General features: G+C 57.9%; 17 protein-coding genes and 1 riboswitch. Of the genes, 8 read left to right on the top strand and 9 right to left on the bottom strand.

Annotation, left to right across the window (positions count from 1 at the left end; translation table 11 throughout):
• The first annotated feature begins 56 nt into the window (after positions 1-56).
• On the top strand, positions 57-1,034 hold the full coding sequence (locus EU556_RS04720; RefSeq protein ID WP_135431518.1) for a hypothetical protein: 978 nt from the start codon (positions 57-59) through the stop codon (positions 1,032-1,034).
• A gap of 12 nt (positions 1,035-1,046) precedes the next feature.
• Here the strand turns inward: EU556_RS04720 and EU556_RS25970 are convergent, their stop codons facing one another.
• Positions 1,047-1,382, bottom strand: a complete 336-nt coding sequence (locus tag EU556_RS25970) for an HIRAN domain-containing protein (protein WP_167855447.1) — start codon at positions 1,380-1,382, stop codon at positions 1,047-1,049.
• 136 nt (positions 1,383-1,518) lie between these two features.
• Here EU556_RS25970 and EU556_RS04710 point away from each other — a divergent pair, with 136 nt between their 5' ends.
• Entirely contained in the window at positions 1,519-1,980 is a 462-nt protein-coding gene (locus EU556_RS04710) for a DUF4268 domain-containing protein (protein ID WP_135431514.1), read from the top strand.
• Positions 1,981-2,091: 111 nt separating this feature from the next.
• Positions 2,092-2,481 (top strand): hypothetical protein, encoded by a 390-nt coding sequence (locus tag EU556_RS04705; protein WP_135431513.1) that lies wholly within the window; start codon positions 2,092-2,094, stop codon positions 2,479-2,481.
• A 146-nt stretch (positions 2,482-2,627) separates the two neighbouring features.
• Here EU556_RS04705 and EU556_RS04700 read toward each other — a convergent pair whose 3' ends face one another.
• A complete protein-coding gene (locus EU556_RS04700) occupies positions 2,628-3,062 on the bottom strand; it encodes a hypothetical protein (protein WP_135431511.1) in 435 nt (144 codons plus the stop codon).
• A gap of 196 nt (positions 3,063-3,258) precedes the next feature.
• Here EU556_RS04700 and EU556_RS04695 point away from each other — a divergent pair, with 196 nt between their 5' ends.
• The gene (locus EU556_RS04695; protein WP_135431509.1) at positions 3,259-3,690 is read left to right on the top strand and encodes a hypothetical protein; all 432 of its coding nucleotides are present in this window, start codon (positions 3,259-3,261) and stop codon (positions 3,688-3,690) included.
• Between the two features lie 77 nt (positions 3,691-3,767).
• Here the strand turns inward: EU556_RS04695 and EU556_RS04690 are convergent, their stop codons facing one another.
• Together EU556_RS04690 and EU556_RS04685 are read right to left on the bottom strand one after the other, a co-directional pair.
• The gene (locus EU556_RS04690) at positions 3,768-4,469 is read right to left on the bottom strand and encodes a hypothetical protein (protein ID WP_135431507.1); all 702 of its coding nucleotides are present in this window, start codon (positions 4,467-4,469) and stop codon (positions 3,768-3,770) included.
• A 64-nt stretch (positions 4,470-4,533) separates the two neighbouring features.
• Positions 4,534-5,766 (bottom strand): acyl-CoA dehydrogenase family protein, encoded by a 1,233-nt coding sequence (locus tag EU556_RS04685; RefSeq protein WP_135431505.1) that lies wholly within the window; start codon positions 5,764-5,766, stop codon positions 4,534-4,536.
• A gap of 509 nt (positions 5,767-6,275) precedes the next feature.
• Between EU556_RS04685 and EU556_RS04680 the strand changes: the two genes are divergently transcribed.
• On the top strand, positions 6,276-8,015 hold the full coding sequence (locus tag EU556_RS04680) for an APC family permease (protein ID WP_135431503.1): 1,740 nt from the start codon (positions 6,276-6,278) through the stop codon (positions 8,013-8,015).
• Between the two features lie 170 nt (positions 8,016-8,185).
• On the opposite strand, the gene EU556_RS04675 is transcribed toward EU556_RS04680, so the two are convergent.
• On the bottom strand, positions 8,186-10,669 hold the full coding sequence (locus tag EU556_RS04675) for a TonB-dependent receptor (protein ID WP_135431501.1): 2,484 nt from the start codon (positions 10,667-10,669) through the stop codon (positions 8,186-8,188).
• 58 nt (positions 10,670-10,727) lie between these two features.
• Positions 10,728-10,835, bottom strand: a riboswitch (TPP riboswitch).
• A gap of 198 nt (positions 10,836-11,033) precedes the next feature.
• Between EU556_RS04675 and EU556_RS04670 the strand changes: the two genes are divergently transcribed.
• Positions 11,034-11,279 (top strand): hypothetical protein, encoded by a 246-nt coding sequence (locus EU556_RS04670; protein WP_135431499.1) that lies wholly within the window; start codon positions 11,034-11,036, stop codon positions 11,277-11,279.
• Positions 11,280-11,455: 176 nt separating this feature from the next.
• On the opposite strand, the gene EU556_RS04665 is transcribed toward EU556_RS04670, so the two are convergent.
• From EU556_RS04665 to pnuC, 4 genes are read right to left on the bottom strand one after another with little or no spacing between them, the layout of a single operon-like run.
• Positions 11,456-11,887: a GNAT family N-acetyltransferase gene (locus tag EU556_RS04665; protein WP_135431497.1), complete on the bottom strand. Its 432-nt coding sequence runs from the start codon at positions 11,885-11,887 to the stop codon at positions 11,456-11,458.
• A gap of 13 nt (positions 11,888-11,900) precedes the next feature.
• Positions 11,901-12,776 (bottom strand): aldose 1-epimerase family protein, encoded by an 876-nt coding sequence (locus EU556_RS04660; protein WP_135431495.1) that lies wholly within the window; start codon positions 12,774-12,776, stop codon positions 11,901-11,903.
• Between the two features lie 27 nt (positions 12,777-12,803).
• Positions 12,804-13,358 carry an AAA family ATPase gene (locus EU556_RS04655; protein ID WP_135431493.1) on the bottom strand — a complete coding sequence of 185 codons (555 nt, stop codon included), beginning with the start codon at positions 13,356-13,358 and terminating at the stop codon, positions 12,804-12,806.
• Complete coding sequence (gene pnuC / locus EU556_RS04650) at positions 13,358-14,032, bottom strand: nicotinamide riboside transporter PnuC (protein WP_167855446.1); 675 nt, start codon at positions 14,030-14,032, stop codon at positions 13,358-13,360. The genes EU556_RS04655 and pnuC overlap by 1 nt, the downstream gene beginning before the upstream one ends.
• A 1-nt stretch (position 14,033) precedes the next feature.
• Here pnuC and EU556_RS04645 point away from each other — a divergent pair, with 1 nt between their 5' ends.
• Complete coding sequence (locus EU556_RS04645; protein ID WP_245327418.1) at positions 14,034-14,489, top strand: rhodanese-like domain-containing protein; 456 nt, start codon at positions 14,034-14,036, stop codon at positions 14,487-14,489.
• A gap of 86 nt (positions 14,490-14,575) precedes the next feature.
• A complete protein-coding gene (gene hrpB / locus EU556_RS04640; protein WP_135431487.1) occupies positions 14,576-17,104 on the top strand; it encodes an ATP-dependent helicase HrpB in 2,529 nt (842 codons plus the stop codon).
• The last annotated feature ends 129 nt before the right edge of the window (positions 17,105-17,233 follow it).

The following is a 17,233-nucleotide window of genomic DNA, read 5'->3' as shown; positions in this document are numbered from 1 at the left end:
GACAGTAACTTGCTATTGCTGCGCCCGTAACTTGCGGCTTCATCCGCTGTTACCGCATGCCCTCTCCTTCCTCTTCCTGGCTCGACGCTCTCCCCCTTGATTTTTACGACCAACTGGCTCACTGCCTGAGTCTGCACGGGATGGCCGCGGCTGAGCTTCTCAGCCGACCTACCACCGAATACTCCCAGCGGCTCCATCAGCTGACTGGCCTAGAATCGGCCGACATTCAGCGGCTAAATGCCATTCAGGACCATACGGCCCTGTTGGCGGCCCTGCACACCGAGCCTCTCTCCTTATACCATTTGCTTTTGTTGGGTCGTCTGACGCTGGAAACCTCCTTGGCTGTGCCTGTGCTGGCCTACGTGCAGCAGCAAATGCACATTCAGGAAGAGCAACTGATGGCACTAAACACCTACTGCCTGGAGCTTAGTGGAGCCTTTCTTACCACGCTGGAAGAGCATTTGCCTGCTCCCGCCGGGGCCGCCTCGCTCGGCTTGCACCGCCTGCAGATTGAGGAAGCCTTTGCCCAGTATATTGCCCACATTCCGGCTCCTGTGCCGCCAGTTGCCAACCTGCGCCTCTCCGAGCCGCAGCTGCAGATGTTGCGCCTCTCGCTACTGCTGGTGCACAGCCTGCCGCAAGCCGCCGACCACCCCTTCATGCGGGCCGTTGGCCAGTTGAAAAATCTGCAGCCCGAAGCCCTGGAGCCTCTAATAGAACACCTCGGCCGCGCGCACGCGCAAGAGCAGCTTTCCCTGACCATGCCCGAGCTAATTCAGCTATACCAGGGCATGCAGGTGTGCGGCATGGTGTTCGTGTCGGATATCATGACCCGCATTGGACTGGAAGAGCTGTTCCCGACGTTGCCCCCCGATGTTGAGGCCGCCACTACCGATGAGGCACCGGCTAGCCACCGCCAAGCTGTGGGCGAGATGGTAACCGGCTTTACCCGCTGGGTACAGCACACCTTCCCCGACGCACCAGAAATTGCCCAGGCCCGCGAAGAAGTAATGGCGCTAGCTGACCTGCTCTAGGCCACCAGCCGACTAAGCCCGCTCTAACAGCACTTCAATTTCCAGGTGCAGCCAATCTTCTTCCCACGCCTTATGAGTAAGACGGGCCACTACCGGATAGCCAGCATCCAGCAGCCGCGCCACGGTTTCATTGCGGCCTTCGGGCAAGTACCCAAGCCAGAAAGCGTTGGGGCCGGTGGTGTAGACGCGCACGGCCCAATCGTCGTAGGAGCTGTCGGGCTCCCGTTGCAGGGCCAAGCCTTGGTTGGGCTGTAAGTGGGGTTCCATCTCACGTAGGCCAGTGCGGTGGGTGGTACCGGCAACTAAGCACTCCAGCAAGATCAGTGGTTCGGGAGAAGACGTAGGCATAGCGGAAGAGGATGTGACGCCGTAAAATAACATCGGAACGAGCAGATCTTTCGCGTTTGCTTGCCACGCATACCGGTAGCTCTCTGCTGCCTTCACCCAAACAGGCCTAGCGCTGCCGCGGGCCCCTCCCTTTTCGATGTATAGCAAAACTGAAGTTACCCAACTCCGCCAAGCTTTCTGGACCACCTTCGGGCAATACATGCAGCCGGTACCTTCCGCCGAAGGCGTACCCACCAACTGGATCAACTACAAGACCGGCCTCAAGCACGTGTACTTCCGCATGCAGGCCGATGGCCGCCACGCCACTATCGGCATCGAGCTCACCCACCCCGACGCGGGCATTCGAGAACTGTTTTTTGAACAGTTTGAAGCCCTAAAGCTGGTGCTGCACGAAACCTTGGGCGAGCAGTGGACCTGGGAGCCCGCCGCCGAAGATGCCAATGGCCAAACTATTAGCCGGATTTACCAGGAGCTGCGCCCCGCCAACCTGTTTAACCGCGACGACTGGCCTAGACTTATCTCGTTCTTCAAACCGCGCATTATGGCACTAGATGAGTTCTGGAGCACCGGGCAATATGCGTTTGACGAGCTGCGCTAGACTTCTGCTCATTCAGTTATTTCTACTTACACATTGAATACTTTTGGCCAAAGCTCCACGCTTTGCATGGCTGCTTTGAAGCTTTTTTACCTCTTTTCACTTTCTCTATTGATGAAAACCTCTATCCTTCTTTTAACCTTGCTGCTCAGCGCCGTAACTGTTGCGCCTACTGCTACGGCTCATCCTGTTGCTCCTACCCCCGCAGCGGCTGCTAACGGCTACATGATGATTATCTCCCGTGTGTCGCTGGGCTTCAATGCCCAAGCCAGCATTGTTACCGTGTCGCCCGATGGCAAAGAACAAGTAAAAGAAATTGACTTTAGCCGCTTCAGCCCTAAGCAGATGGCCGCTAACATGACGGAGGTGCATAAGGCCGCAATGGCTACCGTAAATCAATACACCGCCGACGGCTGGCATCTGGTAAGCGTAGCTCCTAGCGACGTAGTTGGCGGCGGCAATACCATTTTCAGCCAGACAATTTATTATCTGGAAAAAAAGTAGTCTGGCTTATACCTCGGACCCGCTTATTTTAATCGGCTGCTGACCACGCTGTAGCATCTGGTGCAACACGTTTCTTCATGAGTTGCGCTAGGCCACTTCCCCTTAAAACTAACAGCCCCTTCTCAGGTGAGAAGGGGCTGTTAGTTTTAGCTCTGATTGCCGCTCTTGCTGCCTTGGCTAGTGCTTTCTCCTCCGCTTTGTGGGCCTTTACTGGTGTGGGAAGTTTGGGCGCTGGGAGTGCGTAGTTGCGGCTCCCGGCTTTGGGCTGCCCCGGTGGTACCACCCTCATTCGAGCCCATTACGTTGCTTTCCTTCACCTCATCGAGGGAGTGGTAGCGGCCGCCGTTGTTGCCGCCCGAGCCGGCTATAGTTTTGGCAATGCCGTCGGTTGAGCCGCTGTCAGCCTCACTATCGGGCACGAAACGGCCGTCGCCGGTGCGGCTGCGCTCGTGGTGGCCTAGGTTGGGGTTAGGCCCCTCCTGACCCATTTCGATGCCCTCTTTACGGTACTCTTCCTTGTCGTGCTCCCGGCGCTCCTGCCGCCGCGACTCGGCGTTTTCATGCTTCTCGTTGGTATCCATAGCTCAGTAGATTGGAGTGGAAATCAACTGTATACGAGCTGGCTTTCTTGGTTTGTTATGCTTGAGTATCTACCAGTCAAGCAGTCTGTACTTCTCATACAGACTGGCTACTTACCTATTCACCTTAAATCATTCGTTTCTTCGTATATAGTACTTAATTCATTCTAGGCCTTATTCCCACCTTTCTCAAATCTTTATGAAAAATGTTACTCTGCTGCTTGGCCTAGCACTGGCCTCTAGTGCAGCATATGCCCAACAATCAAGTTCTAAATACCTCATGCTCGTGCGGGAAGGTGCGGAAGTTGACAACAATACCTCCTACCCATCTTTGACAGTTATTGAGCCCGACGGTACGTTCAAGACGGAAGAGTTTCGACTCTTTGGCTGGACGGTTCCGAAGAAGACAGTCAACGCCTCTGTCTCGCAAGCGGCAGTTATTGACTCCAGTAATTTAAATCAGCGCCGGGCCCGGTACACACGCAACATGGTGTATCAGGCCGAAATCAGGAAGATTAATGAACTGAGCTCAAATGGGTGGGTGCTGATTAACACTCTTCAGGAAGGCCCCACCGTGAAATACATGTTCCGCAAGGACTTCCCGGCCAAGGACGCCGCCATGGTGAAGTAGAGCCTTATAAAAGAAGAAAGAGCAACGCCGCCCAACTATTAGGCGGCGTTGCTCTTTCAGAAGCCACTCGACCTTACCTAATATATGGTGTGCCCTAATTCTTTGGCTTTATACCATTTCCCGTTTCTGCGCTGAAGCACCCATATTCTTTCTAGGCCACATTTGCCCCCACACCGGTAGTCTATTTCTACAATGGCAGTTTGCCCATCGCAGGAAAGCAAAGGCTTACTTAGACTAAATAGATGCGTAATGGGATAGCGCTTTTGCAGTACCGGAAGGCTAAACCAGTCGGCTCCGTATTTTTTATAAAGTGCACTGGCTGTATCTGCTGGCATAATGCTGTAGCTGGGTACCCATTGTGGCCGAAGTCGAAAGTTTGCGGAGCGAGTTGTCTGCTGGCGCATATAGGGCAAATCTTCAGCCCGTAGCACCTGATATTTCGTGTGCAACTCTAGTAGCGTAGCTTCATCAAGGGCAGGCGTTTGCGGAGGCCTCGGGTTGGCGAGGCTCGGCTGACGCATAGTTTCCGTCAGCATCTTACCTACATAAAAAGTAGTCACTGATTCTGCTTCGGGCTGCGCGTTAGACTGGCCTAGCAATTCCTGCACCACCCGATACGCTTGCTGGTCGAGCGTATCTAACTGGCCTATTCGATTTGCGCAGGAATGATTTTCCGGCCGCTCGCCGTAGGTCACCCACAAATACATGCCGCTAAATAGTACAAACAGGGTCACCGCCCCAAGCCACACGCGCCAGGTATCTGCTGTTGGATTGGTCATATCGATTAATAAAAACGGCCGCCCTGCTTCCAGAACGGCCGTTGTAAACTAGCAAATACAAGGCTTACTTAAAGGCCTGAATGCCGGTGATATCGGCGCCGGTGATGAGAAGGTGGATGTCGTGGGTGCCTTCGTAGGTCACTACCGACTCTAGGTTCATCATGTGGCGCATGATGGGATATTCGCCGGTGATGCCCATGCCGCCGTGAATCTGGCGGGCTTCGCGGGCAATTTCCAGGGCAATTTCTACGGAGTTACGCTTGGCCATGGAAATTTGGGCCGAGGTGGCTTTGCCTTCATTCTTGAGCATGCCGAGGCGCCACACCATCAGTTGGGCCTTGGTGATTTCGGTAATCATTTCAGCCAGTTTGCGCTGCTGCAGCTGGAAGGAGGCAATAGGCTTTCCGAACTGCTCCCGCTGCAACGAATACTTTAGCGCCGACTCGTAGCAATCAATAGCTGCACCTAGGGCACCCCAGGCAATGCCGTAGCGGGCCGAGTCGAGGCAAGAAAGTGGGCCTTTCAGACCGTCGATATTGGGCAGAACGTTTTCCTTGGGAATGCGCACATCCTCAAACACCAGCTCACCGGTGATGCTGGCGCGCAGGCTCCACTTGTTATGAATTTCAGGGGTGGTGAAGCCTTCCATGCCACGCTCCACAATCACGCCCCGGATGCGGCCATTGTCGTCCTTGGCCCACACCACGGCCACCTGGCACTCAGGGGAGTTGCTAATCCAGAGTTTAGCTCCGTTTAGGAGGTAGTAGTCGCCCTTATCCTCCAGCTTGGTAATCATGCCACCGGGGTTGGAGCCATGGTCAGGCTCCGTGAGGCCGAAGCAACCGAGCCACTCGCCGGAGGCCAGCTTGGGCAGATACTTGCGGCGCTGCTCCTCCGAGCCGTACTGGTATATGGGAAACATCACGAGGGAACCCTGCACTGAGGCCGTGGAGCGCATACCAGAGTCGCCGCGCTCAATTTCCTGCATAATCAGGCCGTAGCTGATGTAGTCTAGGCCACCGCCCCCGTACTCCGTGGGAATGGTAGGCCCGAAGGCTCCTACCTCGCCAAATTTGCGCACGATTTCGGATGGGAAGTGCGCCTGCTGAGCCCACTGCTCAATGTTGGGCGAAATCTCCTTTTTCACGAAGTCGCGCATGCTCTGGCGGATGAGCTTGTGCTCCTCAGTCAGGAGGGCGTCGATATCGTAATAGTCAGTGAAGCCAGCGGCATTCAGGGAGCCTTTGTTTTGCTGTACCTGAGCCTTGGGCGAGAGAACGTCAGCTTGCGAAGACATAGTAGGAATGTGGGTGGGGTTGTCTTTCCAAAGATAGGCATTTCGGCAAGGAACCCCGGCGCCCGGCGCCTACTGGCCTAGAGACAAAAAACCCTGACCAGAGAGGGGGCTAGTCAGGGTCTTGGGGCACGAGGCGCGGAGGAAGAATGCCAGAACCGCCTTCCGGTAACGTACCCGGCAAAAGCCAGGAGGCAGATTCCTGGCCCAAAAAGTCGTGCTAAACCTCTGGCAAAGGTTATGCCGAAAAAAATAGCTTTGGGCTAATTTTTATAAATAAAGTACCGTTTTTCGAGATTCAAAAATACTGGCTGCCTAACTGTCTGTCTAGCATTACTGATGAGCTTATTCAGTACCTGAAAAGAAGCCTCCCCTCAACGCATTTTTTCCAACCTATTGCTCACTAAGCAGGAGCGTATTTGCCTTTGCTAGGCCACTACACACGTAGGGCACTACTACGCCACAGCCGTCGGAGCCGTAGAAGGTATTGCCACCTGCTCCACCTCCTCCTTATGAGCCACGAAAAGAAGTTAAATGAGTTAGAAGCCACTGCCATTTGTGGCAACGACATTTCCTCTTCCTGCCTGTATGTGTCGGCGCTGGCCATTGCCTATGCAGGCCAGTATGCCTGGGTAGCATTGCTGTTGGTGGGGGCGGTTCTGTTTTTGTTTCGCAAGATTTACGGCGAGGTGGTAGGGGCACTGCCGCTCAATGGTGGGGCCTATAATGTGTTGCTCAACACCACCAGCAAGCGGAATGCCGCCTTGGCAGCCTGCCTTACCATTCTGTCGTACATGGCCACGGCCGTAATTTCGGCCAGTGAGGCAATGCACTACCTGCACACGCTCTGGCACGGACTGCCCATTATCTGGGCTACGTTGGGGCTGCTAGGCCTGTTCTTGGCACTGACTATTCTAGGTATTTCAGAGTCGGCGAAGGTGGCTGTGGGCATTTTTCTGGTGCACCTTACGTCGCTTACGCTACTGGTGGGCGCTACCATCTGGTTTTTGGCTACTAATGGTATCAGCACGCTGTCGTTCAACTTCACGCAGCCCGTACCGGGCGGCCAACTCCTGACGGCACTATTCTTTGGGTTTAGTGCAGCCATGCTGGGCATTTCGGGCTTCGAGAGTTCAGCCAACTTTGTGGAGGAGCAGGCACCCGGAGTATTTGGCAAAACGTTGCGCAACATGTGGGTAGTGGTCAGTTTTTTCAACCCCGTTATTGCCTTTTTGGCAGTGGCTGCCCTACCCCTGTCCGAAGTTGGCCCTCACACCGAAACTCTACTTTCCTACCTGGGCACCAAAACTGGCGGCACCTGGCTGGGCACCCTTATTTCCGTAGATGCCGTGGCCGTGCTCAGTGGGGCGGTGCTTACTTCCTTTGTGGGGGTAAGTGGCCTGATGAAGCGCATGACCCTCGACCGCATTCTGCCGCAAGCCTTTTTGCGTGAAAACAAGCGCCAGAGCAACTACCTGATTCTGATAGTTTTTTTTCTGCTGTGCGTATCAGTGCTGCTGATTACTAACGGCCAGTTAGGGCCGCTTTCTGGAGTGTATACCATTTCCTTTTTAGCGGTTATGGCCTTTTTTGCGCTGGGCAACTTTCTGCTCAAGAGCAAGCGCCCCAATTTGCCTAGGCCAGTATATGCGGGTATCCTGACCGTGGCGGTGGCACTGCTGAGCATTCTGCTGGCCCTTTACGGCAACATCCGGCTCCACCCCGATTACCTCATTGTCTTTCTGCAGTACTTCCTGCCGGCTATGCTGCTGGTATCCGTAATGCTGAACCGGATTTCACTTCTCAACCTGGGGCTGGTCGCCGTTAATTCTTTTGCCGAGCACTCACCTAAGTTTTCCCGCTTGGGTCGCCTGCTGGTGAAACGTAAGCTCCAGCAATTACACCAGCAGGAGTTTGTATTCTTTACGAAAGGCGACAACGTCTCCAACCTGAACAAGGTAATGGCCTACGTAGTCGAAAACGAGTTTACGAACCGCCTGAAAATTGTGACGATGCTCTCTGAAGGCGAGACTTTTCCGCAGGAGCTTATGAATGATATCCAGGTGCTGGACCGAGCCTACGAGCAAATCGAGGTAGAAGTAGTAGCCTTGCCCGGCCGCTTCGGCCCCGAGCTCATCGACCAACTTTCCCAGCAGTGGCAGATTCCGAAGAACTTCATGTTCATCGGCTCCCCCGGCGACCGATTTCCTTACCAGATTTCTGAGCTGGGCGGCGTCAGATTAATTATCTGATTACGGATTAAGGCGATTTGTCGGCTTACCCAGATGCCTCGATATTCCTAGCGCAACAAAAAGGGCCGCTCAGTGAGCGGCCCTTTTTGTTGCCTTCTTCGGAACACTTTCCTAATGAATTGAGACAGAAATAAGTCAATGCACCCCGGAAAATTCGTCTCAGCTTCAGATTAGAATTTCACGCCTACTGAGGCCAGGAAGTTGCGTGTGGCTTGTGGAAAATACCAGTTAAAAGTTTGCTGCTGACCGTCGGCACCGGGGTAGCCGTAGGTGTAGCCGTTGGCCACGTAGCGGCGGTTGAGCACGTTGTTTACCAACAGGCCTAGCTCAATTTCTTTCACGAACGCCGGATGAATGGCGTAGCGCACCCGGAAATCCAGCACTTGGTAGGGCTTGATGCGGCGGTCTTCGCTGGTGGAGTTATCGAGGTACTGACGGCTCACGGTTTTGTAAAGTAAGGCTACGCGTAGGCCACTTAGCGGCTGCCCCTCCAAGGTGTGCGCCGACACTACCGAGGGCGAGTACGATACCGTAGTAGTGCGCGCCTCGGCTGCTACTACGGGGTTGTAGTCGGCATCATAGGTCACGTCGCGGTAGCCCAGAATCTTGTTCCGGCTCAGGGTGAGGGTGCTGCTGAGACTGAGCTTATCATTGGCCGAGGCAAAGCCCGTTAGCTCTAGGCCAGTGCGGTAGCTGCGCGCCACGTTGGTGCGCAGGGCCGTGCCTACATCGTTCAGCTGCCCGGTAGCCACCAGCTGGTTGCGGTAGTGCATGTAGAAGTAGTTGGCCTCGAAACGCACTGCCGTGTTGGTACCCAACCAGTTGGTATTCGGCAACGACAGCCGGTAGCCGCCCTCGTAGTCTTCCAAGCGCTCAGGTTTTGCCGTTTGGTCGCCGGCGGGGCGGTCGGTGAAGTCGGAGCGCACGGGCTCACGCTGGCCTACGGCGTAGCTGGCGTAGAGCTGCTGGCCTTCGCCCAAGGAGAACGTAGCCCCGGCCTTGGGATTGAAGAAGGTATAGCGGGCGCGAGTGGTTACGTCGTTCTGGTCGTCTTCCACGCCGTTGATGCTGTAGTCAATGCGGCGCACCTGCAGGTCGCCGTATACGCCCAGGCGGGGCAGCACTTGCCAAGTAGCGCGGGCGTACGCGTTGTAGTCGGTTTTGGTAGCGTCGTTGAAGTAGTAGCGCTGCCTAATGTTGCTGTTGGAGGCGTACTGCGCCCAAATCACTTCGCCGTAATGGTCATTGGTGAAGCGGTTCCAGGCGCCGCCCAGGGTGGCCTGCAGCTTGTCGTTCTGCTTGGGCTGGTAGTTGAGCGCAAAGGTGCCGCCGTAGAAATAGTTGTCCAGCCACTTCTGGTCTACCAGATTAGTGCGGGTAATAGTGTCGCCGCCGATAATTACGTTTTGCAGGCCGTAGTCTGTGAATTTGCGCCGCGCGCGGTAGCTCTCGTAGTAGCCAAAGCCACGCGTGAGGTGCAGGGCCGCCCCTATATTCCAGTCCTGGCCTAGCCCTTGGGAGAGGTGAAGCTGGTAATGGTTTTGCTGGTAGTTGTCGGTCTGGTTGTCGTAGGTATAGTAGCTGTAGCGGCGGCCTTCGCGGCGGACGCGCTCGGCATCAGCCTCGCTTAGCTCGCCGTTATCAATGTATTGCTGCAGGAGGGTCTGGTTGCCGGTAATAGCGGGCTCGGGCACACCGTTCCAAGCCTGGTAGGTTTTCTCGCGGCCTGAGAAGGTGATAAACTTCAGCAGCGTATTGTTGGCTTGGTAGCCCGCCGAAAGGTAGTACGACTTGAGGTCCGAGAAGGCGCGGTTCATGTACCCGTCGGTGGCAATCCTCGATAGGCGTCCATCTACGGTGAAGTGCTTGCCCAGCAGGCCCGTCCCGAAGGAGACGTTGTTCTTCCAGGTGTTGAAGGAGCCGTAGGTGTTCTGGCTTTCGGCGTAGGCTTCCTGGCGGTTGTCCAGGGTGGAGATGTTGATGCTGGCCCCGAAAGCCGCGCCGCCGTTTTGGCTGGTGCCCACGCCCCGCTGTACCTGCAGGTTGCTGACGGAGGAAGCCAAATCGGGCAGGTTCACCAGAAAGGAGCCGCGCGACTCCGGGTCGTTCAAGGGCACGCCGTTAATGGTCATATTGATGCCCGTGTTGCTGGTGCCCCGAATGCGGATATCAGTATAGCCCACGCCGGCGCCAGCATCGGAGGTTACCACCACCGAGGGCGTTTGGTCGAGCAGGTAAGGCAGGTCTTGGCCGAAGTTGCGCTTGGCCAGATCCTGCTTGCTCACGTTGGTGTAGGCCGTAGCCGTACGGTCGTTGGCGCGCGATGCCGTCACGAGGGCATCGCCGGTAAGTACGCCGCCGGGCTGTAGCGTAAGCTGCAGCTGCTGGGGAGCCTCCTGGCCCAGCACCCGGCTTACCAGGGGGTCATAACCTATAAACGTAATGCGCAGCTCGTGCGCCCCAGCTGCCACGGCGGGCAGCGTGAAAGAGCCGTCGGGGGCAGCGGCCACGGCCGCGCCATCTAGCAAAATGGTAGCGCCGGGCAGGGCGGTGCCCGTGCGGGCATCACGAATGGTGCCGGACACGGGGCCTTGCGCCCATGCCGAGCCCGAAAGCGCCAACAGGGCTGCTCCGGTAGTTAGTACCTTTTTCAACAATGAAACTGGAAAGGTGGAACGGACCTGGCGCCAGGGGTCGGCACCTTCGGTGTTTCGCTCGCGGATCGTTTGTTCCCTTCGCCGGCATTACCCGGGCAGGTTCAATGGGTATGATCTCAGCCGCTACGGCCACACTGGCCTAGAGGCACCCCTAAAACTTCTGGCAGCAAAGGTAGGCAAGCGGAGGCCACTTCCAGCAGTCCGCCCCGGGTTACTTTACTTTCGCCTGATAATCATGTAACTTAGGCAGCATCCGGGCCTTCAGAAAATCCGGCGAAACAAAACAACTCCCGCGCGGCCTCCGTTATTTGCTATAGCTCGCTGCGTCCCATCCCGTCCGACCTTTAAACTCTTTTTCACCATGAACATCATCGTCTACATGCTCGTGGTTTTGGCCATTCTGGTCTACTTCCTCCTCTCCCCGCGCCGGCGGTTTCGGCAGCCCCCCGCACCCGACAACGACGATGAGGGCGGCGAGCCTCTTGATGATGGCTTGCCTGACCTTGACCTGCCGCCCGGCATTACCCGCCCCATCAACGATTGGGAACCCGACTACGGCCGGCCCACTCGTACGCCCGTGCGCCCCACTGAGCCCATGCTGCTCTAGGCCAGTGTAGCTAAGAAGCACATCAAGTAAAAACAGAACGTCATGCTGAGCGCAGTCGAAGCATCTCTACCAGAGCTAATCAGATGTTAGCAAAGCGGTAGAGATGCTTCGGCAAGCTCAGCATGACGTTTCAGTGTAATCCTGCTTCGGTTAATGAAGCTTAGTTCTTGACTGGCCTAGAGCACGGGCTCTTTCAGGTCGCGGGCCATGCGCATGTAGGGAATGGTGCCGCGGTAAAAGCGGTTACCCTCGGGCTCCAGGCCAAAGGCGCGGTAGAAGGCTTCATTCACGGCGCGGGCATCGCACCATATGCGCTGGGCACCTTTGTCACGGGCGTATTCCAGCACGTGGCGCAGCAGCCGCGAGCCAATGCCCTGGCCTTGGCAGTCGGGGCGGGTGGCAAACTTGCGGAAGCGGGCCACGTTGCCATCAATGAACAAGGAGATAACGGAAACCAGCTGGTTGTTATAGAAGGCGCCAAAGTGGTGGCCTTGGTCGTCGTAGTTCAGCTTAACGTAGTCTGGCGACTCTTGGGGCCAGAGCACTTGGTGGCGAAGCGGGTAGGTCTCGGCGGCCGTAATGGGGCGAATTTGTACTTGGTTTGACATTCAGGCCAAAAGGTTACTCAACAGTAATGCTGTAGGAAGTGGAGAATTGTTGATGGGGGCTTAGCGTCAGAATTCCTTCTTTATCGGCTAGCTCCCCCGAATCGGTAGTAGAGCTGGCAATGCCTTGCCATGGCTCAATGCATACAAACGGCGCGTTTGCACCTTTGGTCCAGAGGCCTAGAAACGGAAAGCCATCGAAGCGCACGCGCACCCCGTGGCCGGAGCGGCGGCTGCGCAAGGTTACGTGGGTAAAATCGAAATGCTTTAGTACCAGCGCATCATCGGCAAAGAGCGAGTAGCTCAGGGGCAATGTTTCTTGGTTGTTCAGCAGCGGAGCAGTGTTGCCATTTAGTAGGCCACCTTCCAGCAAGTGCCGCTCGGCCGTTACCGGCTGGTCGAAAACAAACTTGTAGTCTTCGAAAGTTTCGCCTTCCACCAGAGGGCAGCGGAACGCCGGGTGCGCGCCAATACTGAACAACAGCTCGCCGGTGCCGGGGTTTTCAACCTCCCAGCCTATAGTGAGCATGGTGCCGGCCAAGCGGTAGCTCACGCGCAGCACAAAGTCGAAAGGGTACTTGCGACGGCTTTCTTCATCGGCGCGCAGCTCAAAGGCCACGGCAGTACCGGAGTGGTCTAGCACCTGAAACTCCCGGTCGCGGGCGAAGCCGTGCTGGCCTAGCGCGTAGGTTTGGCCCTGGTATTGGAACTCGTCGTGCGGGAGGCGGCCCACAATGGGGAACAGCACCGGCGCATGGCGCGCCCACACAGCGGGGTCGGCCGCCCAGATGTACTCCAGCTCGTCCAGGTCCTTGCGGATAAAGCTGCTAAGCTCGGCTCCGTGGGAGTTGATGCCCACGCGACATTGTTCGTTCTCGAGGAAATAGGTCATTTCGAATGTAAGTGGCGGTCAGCGACCTTACGAGGAAGCAGGGCGGGAAGATTCGGCCGCCTGCAACAGCTCATTAACGTGAAAGCAGGCCTGCTCTAGGCGCTGGGCCGGGGTACCACTTATTTCAGCAAAGTTCGCTACCTGACTGCGCAATTCACGTTGGTAGAGGTCGTAAAAATACTGTCGGTGGTTGGGGTGCTCCCGCAGTGGGTCGGGCTCCCAGGGTAAATCTACGTTCAGCAGCAGCACCAGGCTGTAGTGATGCTGGGCAATGTGGCGCAAGATCCACTCGGGGCAGTGCCCAAACGCATGCTCCGACCAAATTTTAATTACCAGTAAATCGGTATCCAGAAACACCACCTGCCGGCCCAGCTGCTGGGCCCGCGCCACGGCATCTTCCTCGGCCCGCAACTGCCCGCGGGCTATGTCTTCCAGGTCGGCCAGCGTGTACTCGGGGCCACGCTCTTCTAAGTACTGGCGGGCATATTCGGGAGCCCAGGCCGTGTGGTAGTGCTCGGCTAATTGCTGGCTCAGCGTGGTCTTGCCCGTCGATTCGGGCCCAGTTAGGGAAATTCGAAGCATTAGGCTGATATGAGAGAAGTAGATTCAGCCTTGCGCAGCGCCCGGCGCCACTCCCAAAAGCCGTACACAGCCAGCCCCAAATACAGCGCGTACAGGCCTGAGGTGGGGAATAGCTGCTTGTACCAGAGCACGGGCACATAAATGATATCGACCAATATCCAGAGCCACCAGTTTTCAAGCCGCTTGCGCATCATCAGAAACTGCGCCACCAAACTGCCGGCCGTGGTAAAGCTGTCGATATAGGGCATAAAATGAGCCAGCTGAACCGCCGCGGCCGAGCCGTTGGCGGGTAGCACTACCGCATCGGTGTAGCGCGTGAGGTAGGTACCGAAGCCTACCGTAAAGAACGGCACAAATAGTCCGCAGAGAATCCACTCCAACCGGGAGGTGCGCGTAACGTGCAGCTCGGTGTTGCTGCGGCCGCCGTAGAGCCACTCGTACCAACCGTACACGCTCAGCAGAATAAACAGCACCTGCAGGTTACGGTCGGAGTAGAGTTTGGCGCCGTTGTAGATAACGATGTAAAGCGCGCAGCTGAAGATAGCCACGGGAAAATTCCAGAGCGACTCGCGGGCCGCCAGCCACACGCAGGCAAAACCGGTAAGCACGGCCACCCACTCCAGGGGCGTGTTGCCCGCGGCGGCGGTCCAGAGTTCGTACAACGACTGCGACAAAATGAAACGTCCGGTTAAGGTCAAGCTAGGCCACTCCTCCCTAGCCTGGGCGGCGGCAAAGACCAAAGCTAAGCCGCCACCGGTTAATTTTGCGGCTGCTTCTGCTTTTTCTTCCTCTCTGGCCTTGCCGCTTATGCTCCCTGAACTCACCCCCGAAGACCTGCACGCCCGCCTGCAGCGCGGCGACGACCTCCAGCTCATCGACGTGCGCCAGCCCGAAGAGTACGAATACTGCCGCATCGAGGGCAGCTACCTTATTCCGTTGGGTGAGCTGGCCAGCCGGGTAGAAGAAATTGACCCCGATAGGCCTACGGTGCTCATTTGCCACCACGGAGTGCGCTCTATGCAGGCCCTGGCCTACCTGCAGCACCGCCACGAAATGACCAATCTGCTGAACCTGCGCGGCGGCATTCACGCCTGGAGCACCCGCGTCGACCCGTCGGTGGCGGTGTACTAGGCCAGTCGGTTTTCAACCAGAACAGCTCAGCGCCTTCCGCGAAAACCCCGCGCCCTCTGCGGGCTCCCTCTGCCTGAACGACTCCCATGCTCCTCCCCGATCTACCCATAAATGACGCGCTACCCGAACTGCTCCAGACACTGGAAACGCACAATGTAGCCGTGCTGCAAGCCCCGCCGGGTGCCGGAAAAACCACGGTGGTGCCATTGGCTCTGCTGGAAGCTGCTTGGCGGGAAGGGGGCCGCATCATTGTACTGGAGCCACGGCGGCTGGCGGCGCGGGCGGCGGCCACGCGCATGGCCCAACTCTTGGGCGAGCCCGTGGGGCAAACCGTCGGGTACCGTATGCGCCTGGAAAGCAAAGTATCGGCCCAAACGCGCATTGAGGTTGTCACGGAGGTAATCCTAACCCGTCAACTCCAGGACGACCCCGCCCTGGAAGGAGTGGCGGCGGTGCTGTTTGACGAATTTCACGAGCGCAGCCTACAGGCCGACCTAGGCCTAGCGCTGGCGCTGGATGCCCAAAGCGTGCTGCGCCCTGATCTGCGGGTGCTGGTAATGTCGGCCACGCTGGATGCCGACCGGCTGGGGGCTTGGCTGGGCGCGCCGGTAGTACGCAGCCTGGGCCGCATGTTCCCGGTAGAAACGCACTACCTGAGCCCCGCACGGGCCGCTTCCGCTAGCCGCCGGCCGCACGAGAAGCTGCAAGACCTCACACCGGTCATTATTCGGGAAGCTTTGGCGGAGCACCCCACCGGCGACGTGCTGGTATTCTTACCTGGCCTAGCCGACCAGCGCCGCGTGGCCGACAAGCTCGCCTCCCTGCCCGACACCATTGACGTGCACACTCTGCACGGAGAGTTGCCCGCTGAGCAGCAAGATGCTGCCCTCCGCCCGGCGCCGCGCGGCCGCCGCAAAATTGTGCTGGCCACCAGCATCGCCGAAACCAGTTTAACCATTGAGGGCGTCACGATAGTGGTGGATGGCGGGTATGCCCGCGTGCCGCGCTTCGAGCCGCGCACTGGCCTCACCACCTTGGGCACCGAGCCCGTGAGCCAAGCCGCCGCCGACCAGCGCCGGGGCCGCGCCGGCCGCCTCGGGCCCGGCACCTGCTACCGCCTCTGGACCGCCCACGACTACGAACAGCTCCCACACCATCTCGCCCCGGAAATCCTTACCGCTGACCTCAGCGTCCTGGCTCTGGAGCTGGCCCTTTGGGGTGCCCGCGACGCCTCGGCCCTGCGCTGGCTCGATGCGCCGCCCGCCCCGGCTTTAGCTCAGGCCCGCGAGTTGCTGGTGCGCCTTCAGGCTCTCACGCCCGATGGTCTGCCCACCGCCCATGGGCGCCTGTTGGCTGGCCTAGGCCTAGCGCCCCGCCTAGCCCACCTAGTGGTGCGCGGCAAGGAAATTGGGCATGGTGCTACCGCCTGCGCCCTGGCCGCCTTGCTCACCGAACGCGACATTCTGCGCCCCGCCGATGGTTCTTTTGGGCCGCCGGATCTGCGACTGCGCCTGGAAGCTTTGGCCACGGGACGGGCCCCGCTACCCGGCCTGCACCCCGATGCTGGGGCGGTGCGCCGGGTGCGCGAAGCGGCGGCCGTGCTGCGCAACCGTGCCGGAGTAAAAGGAGAAATAGAACCTGATGTAGCCGGCCTGCTAGCTGCTCTGGCCTACCCCGACCGCCTAGGCCAACGCGAAACCCCGGAGCGCGTGCGCCTGGTCACGGGCCAGCGCGCCACGCTGCCCGCCGAGTTCTTTAGCTCCCAGGATGTCTTCTTTGCCGTGGCGGCACTAGATGGCACCGCCGCCCAGCCACGGGCTGGCCTAGCGGCTCCGCTGAGCAAGGCGGAGCTGGAAGAACACTTCACGGAACAGATTGAAACGCTGGAGGAAGTCCGCTGGGACGATGCCACTGGCCGCGTTCTGGCGCGCCGCCTGCGCCGCTTGGGTGCCCTAGTGTTATCAGAAGCCAACTTACCCAACCCCAGCCCCGAGGCCATTACAACCGCCTTACTAGGTGCTCTAAAGGCCGCAAGTATTAACCGTCTGCCCTGGAGTGAAGCCGCCACCCAGACGCGGGAACGACTAGCATTTCTTCACCACCTGTTCCCCGAGAACTGGCCTAGTGTATCGGATGAGCAATTGCTGGATGAGTTGGAAGACTGGCTAAGTCCCTACCTCACCAACGTAAAGTCGCTGACCGAGCTGAGCCGAGTTGACTTAGGCGAAGCCCTCCTTAACCGCCTGCCTGGAGGTTGGGCGCAGCGCCAAGAGCTTGATCGGTTGGCTCCGTCTCACCTAGAAGTACCCACCGGCTCCAACATCCGGCTAGACTACTCCGAGCCAGCAGCCCCAGTGCTGGCCGTGCGGTTGCAGGAAGTGTTTGGCCTGCTGGATACGCCCACGGTGGGCGGCGGGCGCGTGCCCCTCACGCTACACCTGCTCTCGCCCGGCTACCGCTCGGCACAGGTCACGCGTGACCTACGCAGCTTCTGGACTAGCAGCTACTTTGAGGTGCGTAAGGAGCTGCGCGGCCGCTACCCCAAGCATTACTGGCCCGAAAATCCGCTAGAGGCGCAAGCCATTCGGGGCACCAAAAAGCAGAATGGGCTCTAGGCCACACTTAACTTTTACCAGGCCCCACCAACCCTGTTTTATTAAATATTAGCTGGCGTCAATATTTCGGCATAATCCTTGGGTTTAGCGGACTCTCTCACCTACGCCTTACCTCTTTTCTACCTTCCC

The organism is Hymenobacter fodinae (assembly GCF_004745825.1).
In the GTDB taxonomy this organism is placed as follows: domain Bacteria; phylum Bacteroidota; class Bacteroidia; order Cytophagales; family Hymenobacteraceae; genus Hymenobacter; species Hymenobacter fodinae.
This window is presented reverse-complemented; position numbering and strand designations above follow the sequence as displayed.

Coding starts and splice junctions, on each gene's coding strand:
- EU556_RS04690 (WP_135431507.1), bottom strand. CDS start 4,469: ATGACCAATCCAACAGCAGATACCTGGCGCGTGTGGCTTGGGGCGGTG.
- hrpB (WP_135431487.1), top strand. CDS start 14,576: ATGCTCCTCCCCGATCTACCCATAAATGACGCGCTACCCGAACTGCTC.
- EU556_RS25970 (WP_167855447.1), bottom strand. CDS start 1,382: ATGCCTACGTCTTCTCCCGAACCACTGATCTTGCTGGAGTGCTTAGTT.
- EU556_RS04695 (WP_135431509.1), top strand. CDS start 3,259: ATGAAAAATGTTACTCTGCTGCTTGGCCTAGCACTGGCCTCTAGTGCA.
- EU556_RS04665 (WP_135431497.1), bottom strand. CDS start 11,887: ATGTCAAACCAAGTACAAATTCGCCCCATTACGGCCGCCGAGACCTAC.
- EU556_RS04655 (WP_135431493.1), bottom strand. CDS start 13,358: ATGCTTCGAATTTCCCTAACTGGGCCCGAATCGACGGGCAAGACCACG.
- EU556_RS04685 (WP_135431505.1), bottom strand. CDS start 5,766: ATGTCTTCGCAAGCTGACGTTCTCTCGCCCAAGGCTCAGGTACAGCAA.
- EU556_RS04660 (WP_135431495.1), bottom strand. CDS start 12,776: ATGACCTATTTCCTCGAGAACGAACAATGTCGCGTGGGCATCAACTCC.
- EU556_RS04645 (WP_245327418.1), top strand. CDS start 14,034: ATGAAACGTCCGGTTAAGGTCAAGCTAGGCCACTCCTCCCTAGCCTGG.
- EU556_RS04705 (WP_135431513.1), top strand. CDS start 2,092: ATGAAAACCTCTATCCTTCTTTTAACCTTGCTGCTCAGCGCCGTAACT.
- EU556_RS04670 (WP_135431499.1), top strand. CDS start 11,034: ATGAACATCATCGTCTACATGCTCGTGGTTTTGGCCATTCTGGTCTAC.
- EU556_RS04700 (WP_135431511.1), bottom strand. CDS start 3,062: ATGGATACCAACGAGAAGCATGAAAACGCCGAGTCGCGGCGGCAGGAG.
- EU556_RS04720 (WP_135431518.1), top strand. CDS start 57: ATGCCCTCTCCTTCCTCTTCCTGGCTCGACGCTCTCCCCCTTGATTTT.
- EU556_RS04680 (WP_135431503.1), top strand. CDS start 6,276: ATGAGCCACGAAAAGAAGTTAAATGAGTTAGAAGCCACTGCCATTTGT.
- EU556_RS04710 (WP_135431514.1), top strand. CDS start 1,519: ATGTATAGCAAAACTGAAGTTACCCAACTCCGCCAAGCTTTCTGGACC.